Genomic DNA, 22,371 nt, shown 5'->3' with positions numbered 1-22,371 from the left:
CCCAAGATACCTTCAAAAAACATGTTTCCGGCTCCCATCGCCCGGCTGCCGGACCGGGTCATGCCGCTGCCGGCAGCAATTGGCCCCTCAACGTCATTTCCAGACCCGTTGCAATGTCCACAACCGGCGCATAGCCGAATGCTGCCCGGGCTGCGTCCGAGGACAGATCGAAGCGGGTGAATGGCGGACTGTCTCCGGGTCGGGTTTCGATCACATCCCGGCCACCTGCGACGGACATGACCTCCTGCGCCAAATCCGCCAAGGAAACCGGACCTCCGCCGGAGATATTGAATACACCGTAAGCTTCGGCATGGGCCGATTGCAAAATCGCCCGGCTCAGGTCATGCGCATGCACAAAATCAATGCTGTTCTTTGGACCTGTTACTGTGATGTTTTGCCCCGCGGCCGCATCATTAAGCATCCGCACAAGAAACTTGTCATCAGGCAGCCCATGACCATAGAGCGCCGAAGGTCTGAGCACGGTCACTCGCGCTCCAGAAGTCTGGGCAAGCTCAGCCAGCCCCGCTTCGGCCAAACGCTTGGTTGTAGCGTAATCACCCCCAAGCGGCCCCGGGGCGGTTTCCGCGCTTTCGTCGATTCCGCGGGCATGAGGATCGCGATAAACTGACCCGCTGGACACAAAGATGAAGTGCACGTCACGATCTGCCGCCCAACGCGCCGCATTCAACGTGGCTCGCACATTGCTGTCAAACAGCACCTGCCAAGCCGAGCCGTCATCCGCAGGCCCGGCAAGGTCAATCCGGGCCGCGCAGTGCACGAATACATCCGCACCTTGCGCCAGTTGATCCAGCCTGACATGGGTGATCGCGTCCTGCAGATCCCAGTTCGACCGGTCGATCCGCGCAACAGGAATGTCACGTCGGCTTAGCCAGGCCACAAGATGGCGACCCAGCAGGCCGGTTGCCCCTGTCAGGGCAACTTTCATGGCGTCCCGCCATAGAGGCTGAACTGGGCCGGGATCTGAGGTTCCAACTGGCCGGCCTGATCCAATGTGTCTGTCATTGAACGCGGAACGACCAGCTCGCTCCAGTACCGCAGAACCATGCTGTCCCAAGCGATTTCCGGCTCATAGGGAAGGCCGCGATCGGTCTTGAGGTAACATTCGACCGGATTGAAACCCAGTTGAGCACAAAACGGTGTAGTGCCCGAGAACCGGGCATTGATTTCGAACACCTTGGGTACTCCGTCGTCGCCAAGGCGCAGCTGAAAATTGCAGGCCCCTTCGACGTCCAGCTTGCGCGCGATAGCTGTGACATAGTCTTCGATCACCGGGTTCCGCTCGGGAATGGCCCGATATGTATCGCCCGACCGAAGCACTCGGCGCAGTGCCAGAACCGGCGACAGGCTCCCCTTCGCCCCGACGATCGTGCACGTAAACTCGCGCGCGTCATCGCCGATCAGTTCCTGTACGATGGTTGCCGCTAGATCACCAGGGTAGTTGGCCAGCTCTTCCCGAGAATTCACCCGCTCGACCCCGATGGACCGAAACCCGACCGCCGGTTTGGCAATAACCGGGTAGACCAGATCATCCATTTCCAAAGCCTCGGCCATAGGCCAAGTGCGCGGATAGGGCAGCCCGTTATTCGCCAAAAAAGCCGAGGTCAGCCCTTTGTCATCGGCAATACGCACCGTCTCTGGACTGTTGACCACGACCTTTGTCCCGAAATGTTCCGCAATGCGATCCCGGTTTTCGGCACACAATGCCAGTTCGATATCCGTTCCGGGGAAATAGTAGTCTACGGACTCTGACTGAAATATCCGCGCCAGTGAGTCGAGATATCCCGGCGAGCGGCACCCTTCGACCAGAAAGGCTTTGTCGCAGGCATAAAGGCCGGCGGATAGGGCGGACATGTCGGCGCCAAGAATACGCAGCGGCAAATCAGAAATCAGCCTGAGCGACTTGATGATGCCCTGGCCCACACCGCCACCCGCACCCGTTACCAAAACCGTGATCAATTCATTTCTCCATGAATGAAATAAGCCGTTCCTTTGTCCCCTGACTGAGGTCAGTGGCCTGAATATCCGCGCGGATCTGTTCCAGATCGAAGCTGATCGACGGGATGTCGATTCTCACCTGGTCGCCATCCAGCTCGAGGGTCAGATAAGACAGACCCGTGCCCCGCCCCTGCCCGACCGCTCCGGGATTCAGCAGTAGCACAGACCCTTCCGGAATCCTTATCCACTTGCGTTGATCCGCAGGTGTCGGTCTTCCGGCTTCGTCGATCATGACGGCAAAGGCCCGGTGCGAATGCCCAAAGACCCCGACCGTTTTTCCCATTTGTCGCAAGGCCGCTGCCGCTGGTGCCCATTGATCCGGTTTCGAGACATAGGACCAGTCCCCATAATCGTAAGGGTTGGCATGTGAAAACAGGATCGGCCCCATGCTATGGCGGTCGGCCCAGGGGTATCGGTCGGCCAACGGTGGGTCGCCCCGGACCTCACCATGAGTCCACTCGACGGACTCCAACACAAATCCTGCAATGTTGTCGTAGAAGGACGGGTTACCTTTATCCAGATCGAAATAGAACTGGTCGTGGTTGCCGCGGATGAACACGCAGTTTTGGCGAGCCATCAGTTGGTCGGTCAGTTCCAACACCTGCCGAGGGCGCACACCATATGTCAGCAGATCGCCCAACATGACGACGACATCCGGCGCAAAAGCTTCGGCCTTTTGGATCGCGGTCGCATACGCCGTGGCGTTTCCATGTATGTCGGACAGTACCGCGATCTTCAGCGTACTCATGACCACTCTCCGCCGACCGTGTCCGGCAATCTAAATCCAGCGCCAGCCCTGGTTCCAATTTCTGGGAACACAGGAGCTCTGAAACACCCTTTAACAAATCAACTGCACAGTCCGGCCGAACCGTTCGACGGTGCAAACTTTCTGGGATGATACCGGCTGAGAACCGTGCCGCAACTCCCTTTGTCCAACCCAAGTCGCGCTGGAACTGTTCAGGTCCGGCCAATCAAGCAAAAGCAAACAATAGCGCAGGAAAATAATAACTGTCGCCTGATCCGACGAAATAAAAAGGCCGGGCTCATTCGCCCGGCCTTCTGAATTCAGCCAATGATCGCGTTCAGTGTCGCGCTGGGACGCATCACCGCCGCAGTTTTGGTGCGATCGCCGTGGTAGTAGCCGCCCAGATCTGCAGGTTTGCCTTGAGCGGCCAGCAGTTCGGAGAGTATCTGCTCTTCCTTCTCCGCCAGTTCTTTGGCGATCGGAGCAAAATGCGCGGCCAGTTCAGCATCGTCCGATTGCGCGGCCAGCGCCTCGGCCCAGTAGCGGGCGAACCAATAGTGGCTGTCGCGGTTGTCCGGCTCGCCAACCTTGCGGCTGGGCGAGCGGTCGTGGTCCAGGATGCCCTGCGTTGCGGCCTCGGCCGCAGCGCCCAGAACGGCGGCCTTGGCGTTCCCGCGGCTGTCGGCCAGGAAGTTCAGCGATTCACCCAGTGCGCAGAATTCGCCCATCGAGTCCCAACGCAGGTGGTTTTCCTCGACCAGCTGCTGAACGTGCTTGGGCGCCGAGCCACCTGCACCGGTTTCGAACAGGCCGCCGCCATTCATCAGCTTGACGATCGACAGCATCTTGGCCGAAGTGCCCAGTTCGAGGATCGGGAACAGGTCGGTCAGATAGTCGCGCAGCACGTTGCCCGTGATCGCGATGCTGTCCTTGCCGGCGGTGATGGTTTCCAGCGACTTGCGGGTCGCCTCACGCGGCGCCAGGATCAGGAACTTGTCGGCTACGCCCGCAGCCTCGAGCGCCGGCTTGACGTATTTGATCAGCTCGGCGTCATGGGCGCGGTTCGCATCCAGCCAGAAGATCGCCTCGGAGCCGGTCAGACGCTGACGGTCCATCGCCAGTTGGATCCAGTTTTCAATCGGGGCTTTCTTGGCAGTGCAAGCGCGCCAGATGTCACCCTTTTCGACCTCATGCGAATGCAGGGTTTCGCCATTTGCCAGAACGACGCGGATCGTGCCCTCGGCGGGCGCCTCAAATGTGGTCGGGTGGCTGCCGTATTCCTCGGCCTTCTGGGCCATCAAGCCCACGTTGGCCACCGAACCGGCGGTCGCCGGGTTCAGCGCACCGTTGGCTTTGAAGAAATTGATGGTCTCGTCATAGACCGGCGCATAGCAGCGGTCGGGGATCACGCAGTTGGTGTCGCCCTTCTTGCCGCTCTCGTCCCAGCCCTTGCCGCCCGCGCGGATCACGGCGGGCATCGAAGCGTCAATAATCACGTCCGACGGCACGTGCAGGTTGGTGATGCCCTTGTCACTGTCCACCATGTACATCGAGGGTCGATCGACCTTGACCGCATCGATCGCGGCCATGATCTCGGCATCGTCCTTGACGCGGTTCAGCAGATCGCCCAGGCCCGAATTCGGGTTGACGCCCAGCTGTGCCATGCGGTCACCGAATTTTTCGAACACCGGCGCCAGCCACGACTTGACGGCATATCCAAAGATGATCGGGTCGCTGACCTTCATCATCGTTGCCTTCATGTGCAGCGAGAACATGGTGCCGTCTTTCTTGGTGTCCTCGATCGCGGCATCCAGGAACTCCGACAGCGCCTTGACCGACATGAAGGTTGCGTCCGCAACGGTGCCCTCTTCCAGCGACCAGCCGTCTTTCAGGACGGTAACACCACCGTCCTTGCCCACGAATTCGATCCGCGCATCACCGGCCTGATCGGCGGTGATGGTGGCCGATTTCTCGTTGGCATAAAAATCATTGCCCGGCATCGACGACACCTTGGTCTTGCTGTCGGCCGACCATTCGCCCATCGAGTGCGGGTGCTGTTGCGCATAACGTTTCACCGCCTTGGCGGCGCGGCGGTCGCTGTTGCCCTCGCGCAGAACCGGGTTCACGGCCGAGCCCTTGATCGCGTCATAGCGGGCGCGGATTTCTTTCTCGCCGTCGGCCTTGGGGTCCTCGGGATAGTTCGGGATGTCATAGCCCTGCCCCTGCAGTTCCTTGATGGCAGCGACCAGCTGCGGCACCGAGGCCGAGATGTTGGGCAGCTTGATCACGTTGGCCTCGGGGGTCTTCACCAGCTCACCCAAGGCGGCCAGATCGTCGGGTTGACGCTGCTCTTCGGTCAGGTTTTCGGGGAAGGCCGCGATGATGCGCCCGGCCAGCGAAATGTCCTTGGTGCCGACGCTGACGCCCGCAGCCGAGGCGAATTTGCGGATGATGGGCAGGAACGAGGCACTGGCCAGCTCCGGCGCTTCGTCTACGATGGTATACAATATGTCGAAGTTCGATTTTTCTGCCATGTTCCCTTACCTTTTTTAAGCCTTTCAGGGGCGTGCGATCCGAGAGTTGTGCCGCGTGCAGCGCGGCGTGCGAGGAGCGTGAATGCTGTTCCGCTCCGGGGTGACTCTGATTTGACAGGGCTTCCCTTAAATCACCCGAGGCCCGGGATCAATCGCATCTGAACGCGCATTTTGACCCAGTTTGCGCAAAACCGCGCAAATGCTCGTATTTTCAGCCCGCCGACGATACGCGACGCCTTTCCCTTGGCGCGGGCGCTGGCTAAGACGGTTCTCCAACCCGAGATCAAGGAGGCCCCGTTGGACCGCATCGCCCGTACCATCGCCACCGAAATCAATGCCCGGCCGCAGCAGGTCGAAGCGGCGGTCAAGCTGCTGGACGAAGGCGCCACCGTGCCCTTCGTGGCGCGCTATCGCAAAGAGGTGACGGGCGGGCTGGACGACAGCCAGCTGCGCACCCTGTCCGACCGGCTGGCCTATCTGCGCGAGCTCGAGGCGCGGCGCGAGACGATCCTGAACTCGATCAAGGATCAAGGGAAGCTGACCGACGATCTGGCCAAATCCATTGCCCGCGCCGAAACCAAGGCACAGCTGGAAGACATCTACCTGCCCTACAAACCCAAGCGTCGCACCAAGGCGATGATCGCGCGGGAAAACGGGCTGGAGCCGCTGGCCGACGCGATCCTGGCCGACCGCAGCGCCGACCCCGAAGTTCTGGCCCAGGCCTATGTGAACGAGGCCGTGCCCACCACCAAGGACGCGCTGAATGGCGCGCGTGACATCATCACCGAGCGTCTGACCGAAGACGCCGCCCTTCTGGGCGAGCTGCGCAGCTTCATGCAGGCCGAGGCGCTGCTGACCTCGAAGGTGATCGAGGGCAAGGAACAGGAAGGCGCCAAATTCAGCGACTATTTCGACCATGCCGAGCCCTGGGCCAAGGTGCCCTCGCACCGGGCGCTGGCGATGCTGCGCGCCTCGAAAGAGGGGATCGTGACGCTGGACATTGCCCCCGACCCCGAAACCGGCGCCGCCCGGGCCGAGGCGATCGTTGCCGCCCATTTGCAGACGCGCGGCGACGGGCCGGGCGATGTCTGGCTGCGCAAGGTCGCAGGCTGGACCTGGCGGGTGAAACTGTCGCTGTCGATGATGGTCGAGCTGATGGCCGATCTGCGCAGCCGCGCCCAGGAAGAGGCCATTCAGGTTTTTGCGCGCAATCTCAAGGACTTGCTGTTTGCCGCTCCAGCGGGCCCCCGCCCCACCCTGGGGCTGGACCCGGGCATCCGCACCGGCGTCAAGGCTGCGGTGGTGGATGCGACGGGCAAGCTGGTGGCGACTGACACGCTGTATCCTTTCCAACCCAAGAACGATCTGCGCGGCGCCCAGGCCACCATCCTGAACCTGATCGCAGCCCACAAGGTCGAGCTGATCGCCATCGGCAACGGCACCGCCAGCCGCGAGACCGAACGGCTGGTGGCCGACACGCTGAAACTGCTGCCCAAAGAGGTGCAGGCCCCCACCAAGGTCGTAGTATCCGAGGCCGGGGCCTCGGTCTATTCCGCCTCGGAACTGGCCGCGCGCGAGTTTCCCGATCTCGATGTCTCGCTACGTGGAGCGGTGTCGATCGCCCGCCGCCTGCAGGACCCGCTGGCCGAACTGGTCAAGATCGAACCCAAGAGCATCGGCGTCGGCCAGTATCAACACGACGTTGATCAACACCGGCTGGGCCAGTCTCTGGAAGCCGTGATCGAAGACGTGGTGAACGCCGTGGGCGTCGATCTGAACACCGCTTCGGCGCCGCTGCTGGCCCATGTCTCGGGCCTGGGTCCCGGTCTGGCCGAAGCCATCGTGGCGCATCGCGACCTCAATGGCGCGTTCCGGTCGCGGCAGGATCTTCTGAAGGTCGCGCGCCTCGGCCCCCGCGCTTTTGAACAATGCGCGGGCTTCCTCCGCATCCGCGACGGGGACGAGCCGCTGGACGCCTCAGCCGTCCACCCCGAGGCCTATGACGTGGCCCGCCGCATCGTGCAGGCCTGCGGCCGCGACATCCGCCAGATCATGGGAAATGACGGTGCGCTGCGTGGTCTGCGTGCCGAACAGTTCGTGGATGACCGGTTCGGCCTGCCCACGGTGCGCGACATCTTTGCTGAATTGGAAAAACCCGGCCGCGACCCGCGTCCCAGCTTCGTGACCGCCAGCTTCAAGGAGGGCGTCGAAGAGATCACCGACCTCAAACCCGGCATGGTGCTGGAAGGCACCGTCACCAACGTCGCTGCCTTTGGCGCCTTCGTCGATATCGGCGTGCATCAGGACGGGCTAGTGCATGTCAGCCAGTTGGCCGACCGGTTCGTGAAAGACCCGCATGAGGTGGTCAAGGCCGGTCAGGTCGTGCGCGTCCGGGTCGTTGAAGTGGACGTGCCGCGCAAGCGGATCGGGTTGAGCATGCGCAAGAATGGCGGAGCTTCTGCCCGGCAAGATCACGACGTCAAAGGCCAGAATGCGCGCGAAAGGAAGAAAGGCATCCCGAAATCACAGCGCGCAAAATCTTCTAATAATGCGCAGCACAGCGCGATTGGGGATGCGCTGCAAAATGCACTAAAAAATCAATAAGCCCCCTGCCCCGCCTGAGACTCAGGCGGGGGTTTCCGTCTGGAACGCATCGGGCTCCAACTCCTCCCAAAAGGCAAAAATGGCATTGGCGTTCAAACCTGATCGCCATCCGTGTTGCCGGAAGTTCTCACGGTCTAGCTCGTCGGACAAAGTCGACATGAACAAGCGTTTGTCGGCATCCCGTTGAGTGGGGTTTCGCCGCGAAACCAGGTCTTCGACGATGGCCAGCTTGCGGGCACGCTCCGCGCGCTCCGCCACGCGCGCGGCATAAGCTTGATCTTCGCGTGCCTTCTCTTCCTCTCGCTGCTTGGCTGCGGCCAGCGCCTCGGGACTAGGCGGTTTCACTGTCTCTGCCGCAGGGGCCTTGTAGTCATCGCGCAGGGCGGCCGAAAGATACCCAAGCGTTGATTTCACGTCCCCCTGCCCGGCTACATAGTCCAGCTTCTGCTGCACGTAATCCTCACCATGCTCAGAGATCCACTGACGCGCCAGCCGATCGGACACCCCTTGTTTGCGCAAGGTCTTGTAGACCGCCAGGTTGCGCACCCCATCGCTGTCGTCGATCTCGAACATTGCCTTCTGCGGGTTCGCCTTGATCAGGAACCGAATGTCGGTGACGCTGCGGCCCTTCTTACGGAACTCGGGCTCGATCAGAATATCCGAGCTTTTGTTCACCTCAGCCACTGCGGGTTTGATGATCTTGGCATTCAGGTGTTTGAAGCTTGTGTAATAGTCGCTGCCGTCCACACCCATCAATTTGCGGAACACCTCGAGCGTCCACCACCCGGTCGACCCGGTACGGACGAAACGATAACAGTTTTCATACAAGGCCAGCCCGTGCCCCGAGCTGAAATTGCGCTGGATATGCACATTGATCAACGCATAGATCTTCGGATCGTACAGCTTCTGCGCCAAGGCCGGAGAATAGGCGTATTCGCAGATCCCGCCCTTGAGCTTGGCGAAACTCAGCAACGACGACACGCCCCACTCTTGCCGACCTTTTTCATCGAGCATGTCCCATTCGGCCACTGTCTCGGCAAGCGCTCTCAGGCTTGCGCGCAACGTATCGAAGTCGTTCGAGTTGTAGCCCACCATCATCGCCAGGGTGCGGGCATCGATCGTATGGGTCTGCGCCGTGGTCAGTGAGTCGTAGGCATTGAGAAGCAACACGTTGGACAGCTTGCGCTGCAACAGCGTCAGCTTGCCGCTGATATGGATCGCGGCCACATTCTTTTTCACCGTTTCCCGACGCAAAGCGCCTGAGAGGTGATCCATGTCCAGTTGTGTATCCGGCATGATTCTGCCCGGCTGCTCGTTTCCAAAGTTTGTGACACAAAAGGTACCCGTGGATCAACTGAATTTGGGTCCCCATATGCAGGACGGAGTGAATCCCGTAGACAGGTACCTATCCGAATCGGCGTCCCAGTTATCCGCAGAAGCGGAGGCCAAATGGTTCAAACTTGGAGTCGTGACCCGCGTAGGCGGCGATCAACGCAATCGGATTAGACCCTAAATAGTCCACGATAGAGCCGAACCGCGAATCGGTGCCCTACTCCCCGGATTCGGGACCCTTTGATCCTGTATACGGGTGCCTTTGATCCCGAAGCCTGGAACCCTTGGTCCTGTATCCGGGTGCCAAGGCGACCACAAACACATGATTTATTTATGTTTTCCATCAGCAAAGAATCTAAAACTCTTAAAAAGAATAAACTCTTTGGTGTGCCCATTTCTGGAAATAAATGCAGGTTTCGTCGCGAAACCGAACTCTTCCGCATTCTTCTGTGGGAAACTGCTCTTTCGGGGATAGCGCAGAAGGTAAATGTTCGGTACATTTCCTGATATACGCCGGAAAGGCGAACATTATTCGAGGCATCGACAGTGACAAAATCTAAACAACCTGCTCTACCGCCGTACTTCAACTTGGATCCGGCCAAGGCTGCATCAAAGCTACCCGATCCTATCGGGACATCTCGATTCGCAAAAGCTGCAACCTTCTGTGCCAAAGGGCGCGAAGATCTGGCCCGCCGGGGGTATGCGCCCGATGGCGAAAAGCGCCTCCGCCGGTTTTCGATTTGGGAGATTACCAAGTACCTGATCCCGGTGGCTCCGGCCCACCTGCGCCGCGTCCTCAAGGCAAATCCTGACCTCCCGCAAGGCGAAGGCGAAGCAGGATCGAAATGGTTCACCCTCGAAGAAGTTCTGACCTTGAGGCGCCATTTCGCGGCCGAAGGTGTAAGCACCAAGGAATACCTGCCCTTCCGGCCGGAAAATCTGCCGGCAAAAGTTGTTGCCGTTGCCAATTTCAAAGGTGGCGTGGGCAAGACGTCGACCGCTGCTCATCTGGCAATGTCGGCCGCGTTGGACGGTTATAAAGTTCTGGTGATTGATCTTGATAGCCAGGGATCCATGACGTCCATCCTGGGTGGTCGCGTCGCGGATGAATGGCAGACGGTTTTCCCCTTGATCGCAAAAGACTATGCGCGCGCAGTTCAGGAGGAAAACAGGGTCCGCGCCGCTGCCGGTCAACCCGAGATCCCATTGGATGAAACTCTGCAAGAGGCACTGAGAACCCAACCTCAAGATGTCATCCAGAAGACCCACTGGCCCAACATTGATCTCATTGGTGCTCAACTCAACCTGTACTGGGCTGAATTTCAGATTCCGGTCTGGCGGATGGGGCTTCGCAGTTGGCCGTTGTGGGACGGGCTCACCAACTTCTTGCAGGACGAGGCCGTATTGAATGATTACGACATCGTGTTCCTCGATACTCCTCCTGCACTTGGGTACCTAACGATCAATGCGCTGGCCGCAGCGGATATTTTGCTGGTGCCGCTCGGAGCTTCATTCCTGGAATTTGATTCCACCGGGCGCTTCTTCGACATGCTCTACACCACGTTCGCCAGTATCGAGGATGGCGAGAACGCGGCACAAAGGGCAGCTGGCTTGCCCGAACTCAAGTTCGAATGGGATGTCGTGCGCGCGATCATCACCCGGTTCGACGCCAGTCAGCAGACGGACATGGCCAACGTGATACAGGCGTATTTCGGTGATTTCATGAACGCCTATCGGCAGGATTACACCGCTTTGGTAGGGCAGGCCGGAGAACAGGTGAACGGAATCTACGAAGCGGACTACCGTGACTTTAACCGCGACACCTATGTCCGGGGGCGAGAGACTTTCGATCGAACTTACGCGGAATTCAAAGAAGTGCTGATCGGGTGTTGGTGGCGCGACGCCCAGATGGGAGGACAGGCAGATGGCTAAACGCAGAAGACTGACGGCGCCGGATGCGGCGGAGCTTGAACAACTCGAGGCTGGTTTCGCCGCGAAACCCTCGATCAGTCCGTTCGAGGCCAACCCGTCAACTCCGCCAATCGCGCAGGTCGCGGCCGAGGCCGCGACGCTGAATGGCATGGCAGCAGTGACCGACCGTGCAACCCTTGCAAAAGACCAAGGCGACGCTGCGCGCTGGCGGGATGCCCAGGACGCCGGTCTGGTCGCAGAGATGGTGCCCATAGATCAGATCGATGCCGATTTCTTGCGGCGCGACCGCATGGTCGATGACGAAGAGGCAATGTCCGAACTGCTGGAATCTCTGCGCTCCAACGGGCTGCGGACGCCGATCGAGGTGACCAAAACCGAGGATGGCTATGGCCTGATATCGGGCTATCGCCGGTTGGACGCCTTCCGCCGTTTGGCCGGCGGTGACCCGAAATTCGCCCAAATTCCCGCGTTCGTGCGCCAGGCTGGCGCAGGGCAGGGGGCGTATGTTTCGATGGTCGAGGAGAACGAACTTCGATCAAACCTCAGCCCGTATGAACGTGGGCGCATCGCTGTCCTCGCTGTGGGGCAGGGTGTGTTCCCGTCGACCGAAGCCGCCGTGGATGTTCTGTTCGCCGCAGCCTCCAAGGCCAAAAGGTCCAAGGTCCGCAGCTTTGCGGTGGTTCACGAGGCCTTGGGCGACTTACTGCAGTACCCGGTTGCGTTGTCGGAAAAGGCAGGTCTCAGGATTGCCGCGGCTATCCGGGATGGCGCGCAGGCCAAGCTGAGGGAGGCCTTGTCCCGGGGTGAGGCCACGGACCCGAAATCGGAACTGACGGTGATAGAGGCTGCGTTGAAAGACGCGCCTGCACCGACTCAGGAAAAGCCGCGTGGGGGCCGCCCGAAACAGATTCAACGGCTGCCTATTCAGACGCTGCCCAAAGGCGGAGAATTGCGAGCAGAGGTATCAGCGGGCGAATTGCGGATACATCTTCGCGGCCGGACTCTGAGCGTAGACGAAGCCGCGCGGTTGTTGGAACGGCTAGTTGAGCATTTGGGCTGACCATTTTTAACCATTGGTTTGGCCTGTGCTTCCACCGGCCAAACCTTCCTGTAAACAGGTACCTTTCCGCCACTTCCCCTGTAGTATGCAAAAAGGCCTAATTATGATCATTATGACAGACGCTCGGTTTGTTTCCAGTACGCCGGCGTTTGACCATTTTGACGCCGAACCGCCACCGCTATGAGTAGCGGAGAGACAGACTGAAACTTGGGTAGTGTGAACGTCGGCTGGGCCAATTCTGGCTGGATGCGTTCTTGATTGAATCCCGCTTGGCCCGAAGGTGCATTTTTGCCAGCCAGTAGACGCAAATTCCGACTTGGGATAGGTTCGTGTTGGGGCAACAATGCGGGCGTTCCGCCTTGCATTGGCAATTAATACGCAACGCGCTGACTATAAGGGCCGGCATACGGTCGGACATATTTTAGCTTCGTCAGAAACCAGGTCTCTCTGACTGACGCCGATTGGACAAAAGGCAAAGCACATTGAAGTAATTTCGACCGAGGACTGAAGATGGCTGACATCAAGGCGTGGTTGGAGAGGTATTCCCTTGAGAAGTACCATGATGTGTTCGCCTCGAACGCGATCGAATTGGATGTTCTTGCCACCCTCACTGAAAATGACCTTGTCGAGCTTGGACTGAACCTCGGGGATCGCAAACGCATGATGCGGGCGATCGAGGCGCTTCGCTCGGATCAAGGTGGCGTTTCACATTCCGAGAATGCTCTCACGTCATCGCAAACTGGGCCTCACGCGCCTCAACCCACGGCATTGGAAGGTGTCCCCGAACGCAGGTATCTGACTTTGGTCTTTGTCGATCTCGTTGGATCGACTGAATTGTCCAGTCATCTGGATCTTGAGGAGTACCGCTCCGTTCTGCACGACTATCAAGCCCTTTGTTTTGATGTCGTGACCCGGCACCAGGGGCACATTGCCCAATTCATCGGAGATGGAGTGGTTGCTTATTTCGGTTATCCGACGGTCGAAGAGAACGATGCGGAAAGGGCTGTTGCCGCCGGACTGGAAATCTGCGGCTCCATTGGTCGTATCAAACACGGCAAGGGTGAGGTCATCGGGGTTCGGGTTGGGATTTCTTCCGGGGAAGCCGTGGTTGACAATCACTCGACTTTGGGAGGTCTGGTGGTCGGTGAGGTGCCGAATTTGGCGGCCCGTATCCAGGAACTGGCGGACCCTGGGACGGTCGCCATCAGCGAGCACACCAAGCTGCTGATCGGGAGCAACTTTCGCTGCGAGTGGAAGGGGAAGCAAAGCCTCAAGGGGTTTGAGAACCCGATCGGCATCTGGAAAGTTCTGAGTGCGGAAGAGCCGATGCTGCGGTTTCAGGCGCGTCCCGGAGTTCAAGGCTCGCCCTTCGTCAACCGGGTCGATGAGGTCGCGACGATCAAGAAGCATTGGCAGGCCGCACTGAATGGAGAAGGGCAGGCGGTTATGGTTTCCGGTGAGGCCGGCATCGGAAAATCGCGTCTTGTCGAGGAAGCGACCCGCGGATTCGAAGAGCAACAATATCTGCGGCTTGGGTTCCAATGCTCGCCCAACCACGAGCGAAGTGCCCATTTCCCGGTTCTCAGCTGGATCAGCCACATGGCCGATTTCCGCAGAACCGACTCCGACCAGCGGAAGCTGCGCAAACTCAGGCAACTGTTTCAGGAATGGTCGGAGGTTCCGGAAGACTATCTTCCTTTGTTTGCCTATGCCATGTCGTTGCCGGTGGAGGCCGAGGAAGACCTGCTGAAACTGCCCTTTGACCGGCTCAAGCAGCAGTTTCAGGAGGCCTTGGTGCAGACCGTTGCTGCGCTGGCGCGGCATCGACCGGTTCTGTTGCTGTTTGAAGACCTGCATTGGATCGATCCCTCGACTGAGGAAATCATCGCTTTGTTGATCGAGCGCTTCAGGTCCATGCCCGTCATGATCATGTGCACGTTCCGCCCGTCCTACCATCCACCGTGGGAAGGCCGGGAGGGTGTCGTCCCGCTGACGATTTCCCGCCTCGACCGGGACCACGTCCACCAGATGCTGGATGCGCTTTTGCAGTCCAAGCAAGTGACACAGACCATGAAAGACCGGATCGCGAACAGGACGGATGGTGTCCCTCTGTTTGCGGAAGAGATGGCACGAATGATCCAGGACGGGTTCTTCGACCAGATGGACGCGTCCGCAATGCAGATGCAACAGGCACTGCCATCGACGCTCAAGGAACTGTTCTGGGCCATGTTCGACCGGCTGAGCACGGCCCGCGATATCGTGCCGGTCTGCGCCGCCATTGACCGCAACATCCTGCCTGCGATGGTCAGTTCGGTCAGCGGTCAATCGTACGAGGCAACCCTGCGCATGTTGGACGAGTTGGTCGAAGCGCAAATATTGGTGCGGCGCGGGGTCAATATGGGAGGTGCCTATGCGTTCCGCCACGCTTTGATACGGGACGCGGCCTATGACCTGATGTTGCCCAGTCGGGCGCGGGCGGTGCACAGCCGGATCGCCGAGGTCCTCGACACTTCGTTCAGTGACCTTGTGGGTCAGAACCCTGAATTGCTGGCCCAGCACTATGCCCGCGCGGACATGCCCAAACAGGCCCGGGACGCGTGGCGCCGGGCGGCAGTCATCTCGGGCGAGCGATTTGCCAACGAAGAAACCATCCACCATCTCAATGAAGCCTTGACCGAGAACGACAAAATCACCCCAAGCCCCGAACGGGATCGAGAAGAGATTTCGCTGCGCAAGATGCTGAACGTGGCCCTCAGTACCAGGGCGTTCGGGTCGAAAGAGGTTTTGGCCAATCTGGACCGGTTCCGCCACCTGCTTGACCGTTCCTCCGCCAGTGTGACGGATGCGTTTTTGGCCGTGCATGTGCAGTTCGGTGCTCAGTTGACTCTGGGCGATCCGAGGGGCGCGTTGGCTTTGTGTGATTACCTGGAGGAGGTCGCACGGCGCGCGGAAAACCCGACGATGGAGGCGCTCGCGGCGCACAATATCGGCATGAGCAACTTCATGCTCGGCCGTCTGGAGGTCGCCATTTCTGCTTTCGATCGAGCGATTGCGTTGCGCGGGGCAACTGATCCGGACGATCTGCTGAATTATCACGAGGCAGACATATACTTGGTTGATCAGGCGATGCGGTGCTGGGCCGTGGCGCTGCAAAGCGGAGACGGCGAAACGTTTCGCGCCGAGCTAACGGAACTGGCTGAGCGGATCAGTCGTGAACCACACGATTTCACGCGTTGCTACGGGCTGAACATCCTGGCGACCATCTATCAGATATTGGGCGACACAAGTGCATTGCTGAATATGGTCAACCGGGCTCTCGAGATCAGTGGGCAACGGGAGTTCCACTACTGGGATGCCTGGGGCCGCATCCTGCACGGCTGGGCGCGGGCATCAGAAGGTCACCCTGCCGAGGGGATCGCCGAGATCTCGGCCGGGATCGACGCCTATGTTGATACAGGTTCAACTCAGATCGTTCTCTACGCTCAGACGTTGCTCGCAGACGCGCACTTGATGGCCGGAGAGATCGCTGAAGGCTTGAAGGTGATCGAATTTGTGCGAGCGGGTGAGAAATCCTGGAGTGTCCGGTACCAGCTCCCATTCACCGACCGGGTCGAGGCGGCCTTGCGCAATGCGCAGTCCGAAGTCGCAATGAAGTGAGCCACCCGGTCGACGCACTTTTCGTGCCAAGTTTTTGGTCTGGACATAACTTCAACCGAACTGCCGAAAGGTGCGATTATTGAAACATATACGAAAATTTGATAGTGTTTGACGGCATTGTTTCGATTTTTAGATCAAAAAACTGGGGATAATCATGTTCAGACTTAAGGCTTTAGGCGTTTCAATTCTTTGCGCAGCGATGGCGCTTGCAATCCACGGACCAGCAACGGCACAAGAGATTTTGTCCGAAGACGGAACCGTAAAATTTGAAGATGGGATACCGCAGTACTCCGGCGGCACCGAGTTGTTTACTTTTCAATATCATCAAGTCATCGATGAAAATGATCCTGAGAACCTGCTGTTTTCAGCTGACCGTCAGTTGGTTTCCTTGGATCCCGTTGAACTCTTCCGTGAATACGGAGACTCCACGCGGGTTTTGGAAGCCCCCGGAATGTCGGCGCTTATGGCGCAGTCCCTGGAAGGCGGTTTTGCGTCGTCCTTTTCGGACATGGTTCTGACGGAACTTGCGGTGCTGCAGAAAAATTGTGTCGTCAACGGCGCTCCGATCCAAAGTGCCACCATCAAGCCGGTTTACAGCGTTCTGAGGCTTCACACGAACCCGATTAGAACAAACGCCGTGCTGAACATTTTTTCGTACAAATTGCTGGAATGCAGTGAAGACGGAGTTGATATTTCCATTCCTCTCAAGCGCCGGTGGGTAATCTCGATTGGTTCCGGGTTGGAACAGGGGCCGATCGACAAGACAATCGGTGGGGTCCAGATGACCTATAAGATGTTCGCGCAGGGTAAATCGATCAAGCTGATGGCTTATTACTCCAATCTGACACTGCATGGCGAAAGATGGGGACCGGATATGCGTCTAATTTCCGGGTTCGACCAACTCGGCAATGTCGACCCCAGAAACAAGTACTACACTCCGAAGGCCGCAAGTTGCCTTGATATCGACTTCAAGAACAAGCCGCCGAATGATGTCGACGTGTGGTCTGTTGCGCCCAGCGACATGAGGTTCTGCGCCCGTGGATGCATTCCCGGAGATGTAAGCGCTACCAAGTAAGGCTACTTCTGTTCCGGTTTGACCATACCGCGGACCCTGCGCCGCGACATTTCTCGTCTGATCAAGGCGCAGGGTTTCCCAAAATTTCCCCGTCCGCGATCAGGCGGCACACCCTGATCGGAGATCGAGACATTTTCAGGCATGGCGCCTGTTTGCCAGGACAGGTCGATCGGGATGCCGCCACGTGGATACCAGTGCCTTCCAATCCGGAACCACCGCTGCGTCGGAAACCTGACCCGGCGCCGGGCAATGGAAACGGTGCAGTTCTCTTGGAAGGAGCCGTGGTTTCGGAACGTTCCCAGAAACAGTTTCAGAGACTTCGAACTGACAAGCCAGCCCCCCGAATTCAATCGATCACCAGATGACCATAGTCAGCCTGTCCATTCATCGGGCAGAGCGAAGTGAATTCGGGCGCGGTGAACCTCACGCACTATTCGAAATCGGCTTGTGGAATCTGAACCCTTGTTTTGCAACTCGTTTACGCTGCAACCGGGATGCGCAGTGTTTAACGGTGGGCAAGCTACTGCCAAGCCGATCTGTTTCGTGGTCTCTGAGTTTCCTGCCGAGTTTTACGCATTTCGGGGTGGCCGGCGGGTCAGCGCATGACAAAAGGATCAGGAATAGGGTCGTCGCTGGTGCGCAGCCAAACGGACTTGATTTTGGTGTAGTCCAATGCAGCCTGCAGCCCGCCCTCGCGCCCATGCCCCGACAATCCATGCCCCCCAAACGGAGCGATCGGACTGACTGCGCGGTAGGTGTTGACCCAGACAATGCCGGCTCGGATTGACCGAACCACCCGATGGGCCCGCGTGAGGTTTTGCGTGAACACGCCCGAGGCTAGGCCAAACCGGGTATCGTTTGCGATCGCGATGGCCTCATCCTCTGTTTCGAAGGAAACGACCGACAGGACGGGGCCGAAGAATTCGCGCGTCATGCAATCAGCATCGCGCGCCCGACTGCAATCCAGAATGGTCGGTGGAAAGTAGAATCCCGCGCGATCAAGTGGCTGGCCGCCAGTAATCAATTGCGCGCCTTGGGCCTGCGACCGGGCGACAAGTTCGGCGGCCCAATTCTGCTGCCGCTGCGTGCACAGGGGCCCGACTTCGGTCGCCATGTCATCCGGTGCGCCGATCACGACCGCTTCGGCCTTTTGCCTCAGACGGTCCAGGACCGCGTCCTTGATCGATGCCTGAACCACAAGCCGCGAACCGGCAACGCAGCTTTGACCCGACGCTGCGAAAATTCCGGAGACCTGAGCGTTGACCGCGCTGTCCAGATCCGCATCCTCGAACACGATAAAGGGCGACTTTCCACCCAACTCCAACGAGGTAGACGCCAGATTCTCTGCCGAGTTTCGCACGATATGCCGCGCCGTTTCCGGCCCGCCGGTAAAGGCGACATGGGCAATTCTTTCGTGCCGGGTCAAGGCAGCGCCGACATCGGGCCCGCCCGTCAGGACATTCAGAACACCTTCGGGAAATCCGGCCTTGTGAAAAATCCGTGCAAATTCCAGCATTGGGGCAGGGGCGTCTTCCGAGGCCTTCAGCACAACTGTGCAACCGGCCGCGAGGGCCGGGCCGATCTTGACCGCCGACAGGAACAATTGCGAGTTCCAGGGCACGATCGCCGCGACAACCCCCACGGGTTCTCGCCGCAGCCAAACTTCCATATCTGGCTTGTCGATGGGCAAATGGGCGCCTTCGATCTTGTCCGCGAGGCCCGCGTAATAACGATAGTAATCCGCGACATAGGCAATCTGCGCCGAGGTTTCGCGGATGATTTTACCTGTATCGCGGGTTTCCAGCTCGGCCAGTCTCGGTGCGTTTTCAGCAATCAGATCTGCCAACCGGTATAGCAGCTTGCCCCGCGCGGTTGCGGTCAGTGACGCCCATTCCGGGGATCTGAAAGCCTGGTCCGCTGCCATCACGGCCTGGTCCACATCGACTGGGCCGGCGGCGGGCATCTGCGCCCAAGCCTCACCTGTGGATGGGTCGACACTTTCGAACCAGGTGTCGCCATCGCGGAAAGTGCCGCCGATATAGTTCTGAAACCGTTGCATCCAGAATTCCCCTATTGAAAGGCCGGCATCACATCCTTGATGAAACGCTTTAACGAGGCCTTTTTGCGTTCAAACGGCATGCTGGAGTCGATCCAGAATGAATACTCGTCATACCCCAGTTCCTCGCATCTCCGAAGCCGGTCGATCACGGTATCGGCTGTTCCGATGACAAGGTCCCGCTCCATGTTCTGGGGCGAATAGAACGGATGCTCGGCGATTTCGGCGTCACTCAGCGGGGCGATCAGGCCCTGTGTGACGTCACGCTTGTTCATGAACCATGCGCCGAAATAGCAGTAGAACCGGTTCAACTCGATGGCGGCCTGTTTCACGTCGTTCTGATCTTCGGCCACGTAAGTGTGGCGCAGCAACATGATCTTGGGGCGCGGCATGTCAGGAAACTTTGCGCAGGCGGCATTGAACTTGGCCATCAGGTCGATGACCTCGTCGTCGCCATTCCACAATGGCGTGACCTGTACGTTGCACCCTGAGCGTACGGCGAATTCGTGGCTGTTGGGGTCGCGTGCGGCCACCCAGATGGGCGGCCCACCGGGTTGCAGGGGCAGGGGCGACGAGGTGGTCTTGGGAAATTGGTGGAATTCGCCGTCATGGGCGTAATCTCCCTGCCAGAGCTGTTTCACGGCAGGGATGAGTTCGCGCATGCGCTGCCCGGCTTCCCACGCATCCATGCCAGGCATCATGCGTTCGTATTCGTAACTGTAGGCACCGCGGGCAATGCCCAGATCCAGCCGTCCGTCGGCTATGATGTCCGTCATCGCGGCCTCACCGGCCAAACGGATCGGGTGCCAGAACGGCGCGATCACGGTGCCGGTGCCCAGCCGGACATTCCGGGTGTGCCTAGCCACGTCAATCAGGCTGAGAAACGGGTTGGGTGCGATTGTAAAATTCATCCCGTGGTGTTCGCCCGTCCAGACGGCATGCATCCCGCCGTCGTCGGCGATTTTGCACAGTTGGATGAACTCGTCATACAACTGCTTCTGGTCCTGCTCTGGCGAAATCCGCTCCATATGCGCAAACAGCGAGAACTTCATTTCAACTCCCCCGAACCAACGGTTTGACCCGTCCGTTGGTTTCATCTCCGTAGTATATGCCGAAATTGCCCATGCGGCTTTCCCGGGCGAAACGTTCCAGCATCGTACAGATCGCCGGGTCCGCGACATCCATCAGCGTCGACTTGACGATTTGCGTAAAAGCTCCGTTGGCTGGGGTGCCGTCCTCGGCTTGGCAAAGGAACGAGATATGCTGTCGTCGCGACTTGTCTTGGTAGACCGAATAGATGAAGCCCGGTTCTGCCTTGATCCCACATCCCGCGATCAGCTGGGCTAGCGCAGTATCGGCGCCGTTCGCCATGTCCTCGGTTGCCGGAATGGTCAGTCCGCCGTTGCCATCGTCCAGCAGCAGAATCTGGCCGTCCCGCTCGATCAGCGCGGAAACCACGACGCCCGCGCGACGGTTGAGCGCCCGGGCTTCGGCGGCAGGCGTCACATAGGCGCCGCGGGCATAGCCCAGGCCAGGTGCGATCGAGTGGTCGAAGGCCTCGACCCGACCGATCAGGATCAGGTGGTCGCCGGCTTCGACCGTCTTGAAAACCGAGCAGTCAAACCAGGCTGAAACCCCGTCAAGGATTGGTGCGCCGTTGGGTCCTGGCTTCCAATCGACACCGGCAAACCGGTCCTGCGAAGGGCGTGCGAAGGTGTTCGAAACGCTGATCTGATCCTCCGACAGGATGTTGACGGCGAAACCGGCGGCTTCAGAGAATGTGTTGAAATTGCTGGAAGTATTGGCAAGACAGACCGAGATCAGCGGAGGGTCCAGCGAAACCGAGGAAAAAGAATTGGCGGTAAAGCCGATCGGTCGGCCGGATTCGTCATGGGTCGTGACCACCGTGACACCGGTGAGAAAGGTTCCGAACGCGCTGCGCAGGGCGCGAGGGTCGAAATCGGTCATGCGGGCGACCTTTCGTGCGTTGGGGTCTTCAGCCATTGAACAAGGGCCGCGTTGACAGTCTTTGGATCAGTGAGGTTCACCATGTGCCGATGACCCTCGACGATAACCGCCTGCCCTTTGGCGGCCGCGGCGATGGCGCGGGTCATGTCGGGTGTGGAATTCGGATCCTCAGCACCCGTCAACGCCAGCAAAGGGCAAGAGATCTGAGGGTAGCGATCAGCGTAGACCATGTCGCCCCGGGCAAAGGCATCGTAGGCCGTCGCATAGCCGTTTATGTCGACCGCGGCCAACCATGCGGCGACCCTGTCCCGAGCGGTGCGGTCGGCCGGACTGTTTGCGAACCAGCGTTGCAGCGGGGTTTCCAGATCAAACGTTCCGGCGCTGATCAAGCCGGCGCGCGCCAGCACAGAGTCCCGGGCCTGGTCATCCCGACGAAACACTCCGTTCAGCAAGGCGACGCGCCGGACCCGATCGGGATGTTCGACCGCAAACCCGCCGGCAATCAGTGCGCCCATCGAATGACCGACAAGGTTCACGTGATCCAGGTTCAAAGCGTCCAGCGCCGCCCGCAGCCACTCCACAAATGCTGGTAACTGCGCCCCCACAGCGATCGGGCCGGACTGGCCATGCCCTGGCAGATCCAGTGCGTAGACCGCGTGCAAGTCGGACAAGGCATCGATCTGCGGCGCCCAGGCCTCCGACTGCATACCGACCCCGTGCAACAGGACCAGAGGTTCGCCATCGGGGGGGCCGGCAAAGCGCAAGCCAAGGCGTCCGAATGGTTCAGACAGCTGCCGGATTGTCGACGTCATGTCCCAAATCCTTCAGATCCTGATAACGATCCCCGATGCGGTGATGCGGGCGCCCTCCGATCGAAGCGCCCAAAGCGATCATGATCTCATCCGGGGCCGGAGCGTCGGCGACCTGCAGGTGGATGGTCAGATAGTGGCTGCGCCGCCCACCATCATTCTTGTCCATCAGGGGAATTTGCATGGCCGCATTCGCCGGTCCGCGCGTGTTGGTGAAGGCAAGGTAGGATTTTGCGCCGACCGCCTCGCGATAGGCATTTCCAAACCTCAGGGTATGGATCAGGGCCGACCCGTGCTCGACCTCGCCATTCACTCCGACAACGGCGGCTTTGCCATAGGCTTCAACCCGGTGACCGCCGCCGGCTGCCTCGAGAATCATCTCGGTCAGCATTTGGCCCAGCCCCGGAGCACAATCGTGTATCTCCGGACGCAGGTCTTCGACAAAGCCGCGGCCGGCCCAGGGGTTGGTGACGACGGCGACCGCCGCGATCAAGGTCAAAGGGCGCTCGGCGGCTTTGCCACCTTCGATCAGCGTGTTTTCGACATGCAGCAGTGTTTTACGGATGGTGGCGGGCATCGCAAA

At 59.3% G+C, this 22,371-nt stretch carries 15 protein-coding genes and 1 pseudogene; 5 read left to right on the top strand and 11 right to left on the bottom strand.

Annotation, left to right across the window (positions count from 1 at the left end; all coding sequences use genetic code 11):
- Positions 1 to 58: 58 nt before the first annotated feature.
- From ACR0CU_RS13870 to ACR0CU_RS13855, 4 genes are all read right to left on the bottom strand, one after another.
- Complete coding sequence (locus ACR0CU_RS13870; RefSeq protein ID WP_170391576.1) at positions 59 to 946, bottom strand: NAD-dependent epimerase/dehydratase family protein; 888 nt, start codon at positions 944 to 946, stop codon at positions 59 to 61.
- On the bottom strand, positions 943 to 1,977 hold the full coding sequence (locus ACR0CU_RS13865; RefSeq protein WP_170447933.1) for an ATP-grasp domain-containing protein: 1,035 nt from the start codon (positions 1,975 to 1,977) through the stop codon (positions 943 to 945). Before ACR0CU_RS13865 ends, ACR0CU_RS13870 begins: the two co-directional genes overlap by 4 nt.
- Position 1,978: 1 nt before the next feature.
- Positions 1,979 to 2,764 (bottom strand): metallophosphoesterase family protein, encoded by a 786-nt coding sequence (locus tag ACR0CU_RS13860; protein WP_170447931.1) that lies wholly within the window; start codon positions 2,762 to 2,764, stop codon positions 1,979 to 1,981.
- 317 nt (positions 2,765 to 3,081) lie between these two features.
- The gene (locus ACR0CU_RS13855) at positions 3,082 to 5,295 is read right to left on the bottom strand and encodes an NADP-dependent isocitrate dehydrogenase (RefSeq protein ID WP_170447929.1); all 2,214 of its coding nucleotides are present in this window, start codon (positions 5,293 to 5,295) and stop codon (positions 3,082 to 3,084) included.
- Positions 5,296 to 5,592: 297 nt separating this feature from the next.
- On the opposite strand from ACR0CU_RS13855, the gene ACR0CU_RS13850 reads away from it, so the two are divergent.
- Positions 5,593 to 7,899, top strand: coding sequence for a Tex family protein (locus ACR0CU_RS13850; protein WP_170448303.1), 2,307 nt, complete (start codon positions 5,593 to 5,595; stop codon positions 7,897 to 7,899).
- 21 nt (positions 7,900 to 7,920) lie between these two features.
- Here ACR0CU_RS13850 and ACR0CU_RS13845 read toward each other — a convergent pair whose 3' ends face one another.
- A complete protein-coding gene (locus tag ACR0CU_RS13845; protein WP_170447926.1) occupies positions 7,921 to 9,195 on the bottom strand; it encodes a replication initiation protein in 1,275 nt (424 codons plus the stop codon).
- Positions 9,196 to 9,777: 582 nt separating this feature from the next.
- Between ACR0CU_RS13845 and ACR0CU_RS13840 the strand changes: the two genes are divergently transcribed.
- The 4 genes from ACR0CU_RS13840 (at position 9,778) to ACR0CU_RS13825 (ending at position 16,955) form a co-directional block, all read left to right on the top strand.
- The gene (locus ACR0CU_RS13840; protein ID WP_170447924.1) at positions 9,778 to 11,163 is read left to right on the top strand and encodes an AAA family ATPase; all 1,386 of its coding nucleotides are present in this window, start codon (positions 9,778 to 9,780) and stop codon (positions 11,161 to 11,163) included.
- Entirely contained in the window at positions 11,156 to 12,223 is a 1,068-nt protein-coding gene (locus tag ACR0CU_RS13835; protein ID WP_170367450.1) for a ParB/RepB/Spo0J family partition protein, read from the top strand. Before ACR0CU_RS13840 ends, ACR0CU_RS13835 begins: the two co-directional genes overlap by 8 nt.
- Before the next feature lie 510 nt (positions 12,224 to 12,733).
- On the top strand, positions 12,734 to 15,880 hold the full coding sequence (locus ACR0CU_RS13830) for an adenylate/guanylate cyclase domain-containing protein (protein WP_480643264.1): 3,147 nt from the start codon (positions 12,734 to 12,736) through the stop codon (positions 15,878 to 15,880).
- A gap of 154 nt (positions 15,881 to 16,034) precedes the next feature.
- Positions 16,035 to 16,955, top strand: a complete 921-nt coding sequence (locus ACR0CU_RS13825; protein WP_170341765.1) for a hypothetical protein — start codon at positions 16,035 to 16,037, stop codon at positions 16,953 to 16,955.
- 86 nt (positions 16,956 to 17,041) lie between these two features.
- On the opposite strand, the pseudogene ACR0CU_RS13820 reads toward ACR0CU_RS13825, so the two are convergent.
- From ACR0CU_RS13820 to ACR0CU_RS13795, 6 genes and pseudogenes are all read right to left on the bottom strand, one after another.
- Positions 17,042 to 17,382 (bottom strand): annotated as a pseudogene (locus ACR0CU_RS13820) (preQ(1) synthase); the annotation flags it as partial.
- A 168-nt stretch (positions 17,383 to 17,550) separates the two neighbouring features.
- Positions 17,551 to 19,014, bottom strand: coding sequence for an aldehyde dehydrogenase (locus ACR0CU_RS13815; RefSeq protein ID WP_480643262.1), 1,464 nt, complete (start codon positions 19,012 to 19,014; stop codon positions 17,551 to 17,553).
- 11 nt (positions 19,015 to 19,025) lie between these two features.
- Positions 19,026 to 20,063, bottom strand: a complete 1,038-nt coding sequence (locus ACR0CU_RS13810) for an LLM class flavin-dependent oxidoreductase (RefSeq protein ID WP_170447918.1) — start codon at positions 20,061 to 20,063, stop codon at positions 19,026 to 19,028.
- A gap of 1 nt (position 20,064) precedes the next feature.
- Entirely contained in the window at positions 20,065 to 20,979 is a 915-nt protein-coding gene (locus ACR0CU_RS13805) for a flavin reductase family protein (protein WP_170447916.1), read from the bottom strand.
- A complete protein-coding gene (locus ACR0CU_RS13800; RefSeq protein WP_170447913.1) occupies positions 20,976 to 21,791 on the bottom strand; it encodes an alpha/beta fold hydrolase in 816 nt (271 codons plus the stop codon). The genes ACR0CU_RS13805 and ACR0CU_RS13800 overlap by 4 nt, the downstream gene beginning before the upstream one ends.
- Positions 21,763 to 22,365 (bottom strand): amino acid synthesis family protein, encoded by a 603-nt coding sequence (locus ACR0CU_RS13795; protein WP_480643259.1) that lies wholly within the window; start codon positions 22,363 to 22,365, stop codon positions 21,763 to 21,765. The genes ACR0CU_RS13800 and ACR0CU_RS13795 overlap by 29 nt, the downstream gene beginning before the upstream one ends.
- Positions 22,366 to 22,371: the final 6 nt, after the last annotated feature.

This window comes from Ruegeria sp. BC2 (assembly GCF_056539245.1).
The sequence above is the reverse complement of the archived record's forward strand: the minus strand, read 5'-3'. Positions and strand labels throughout refer to the sequence as shown.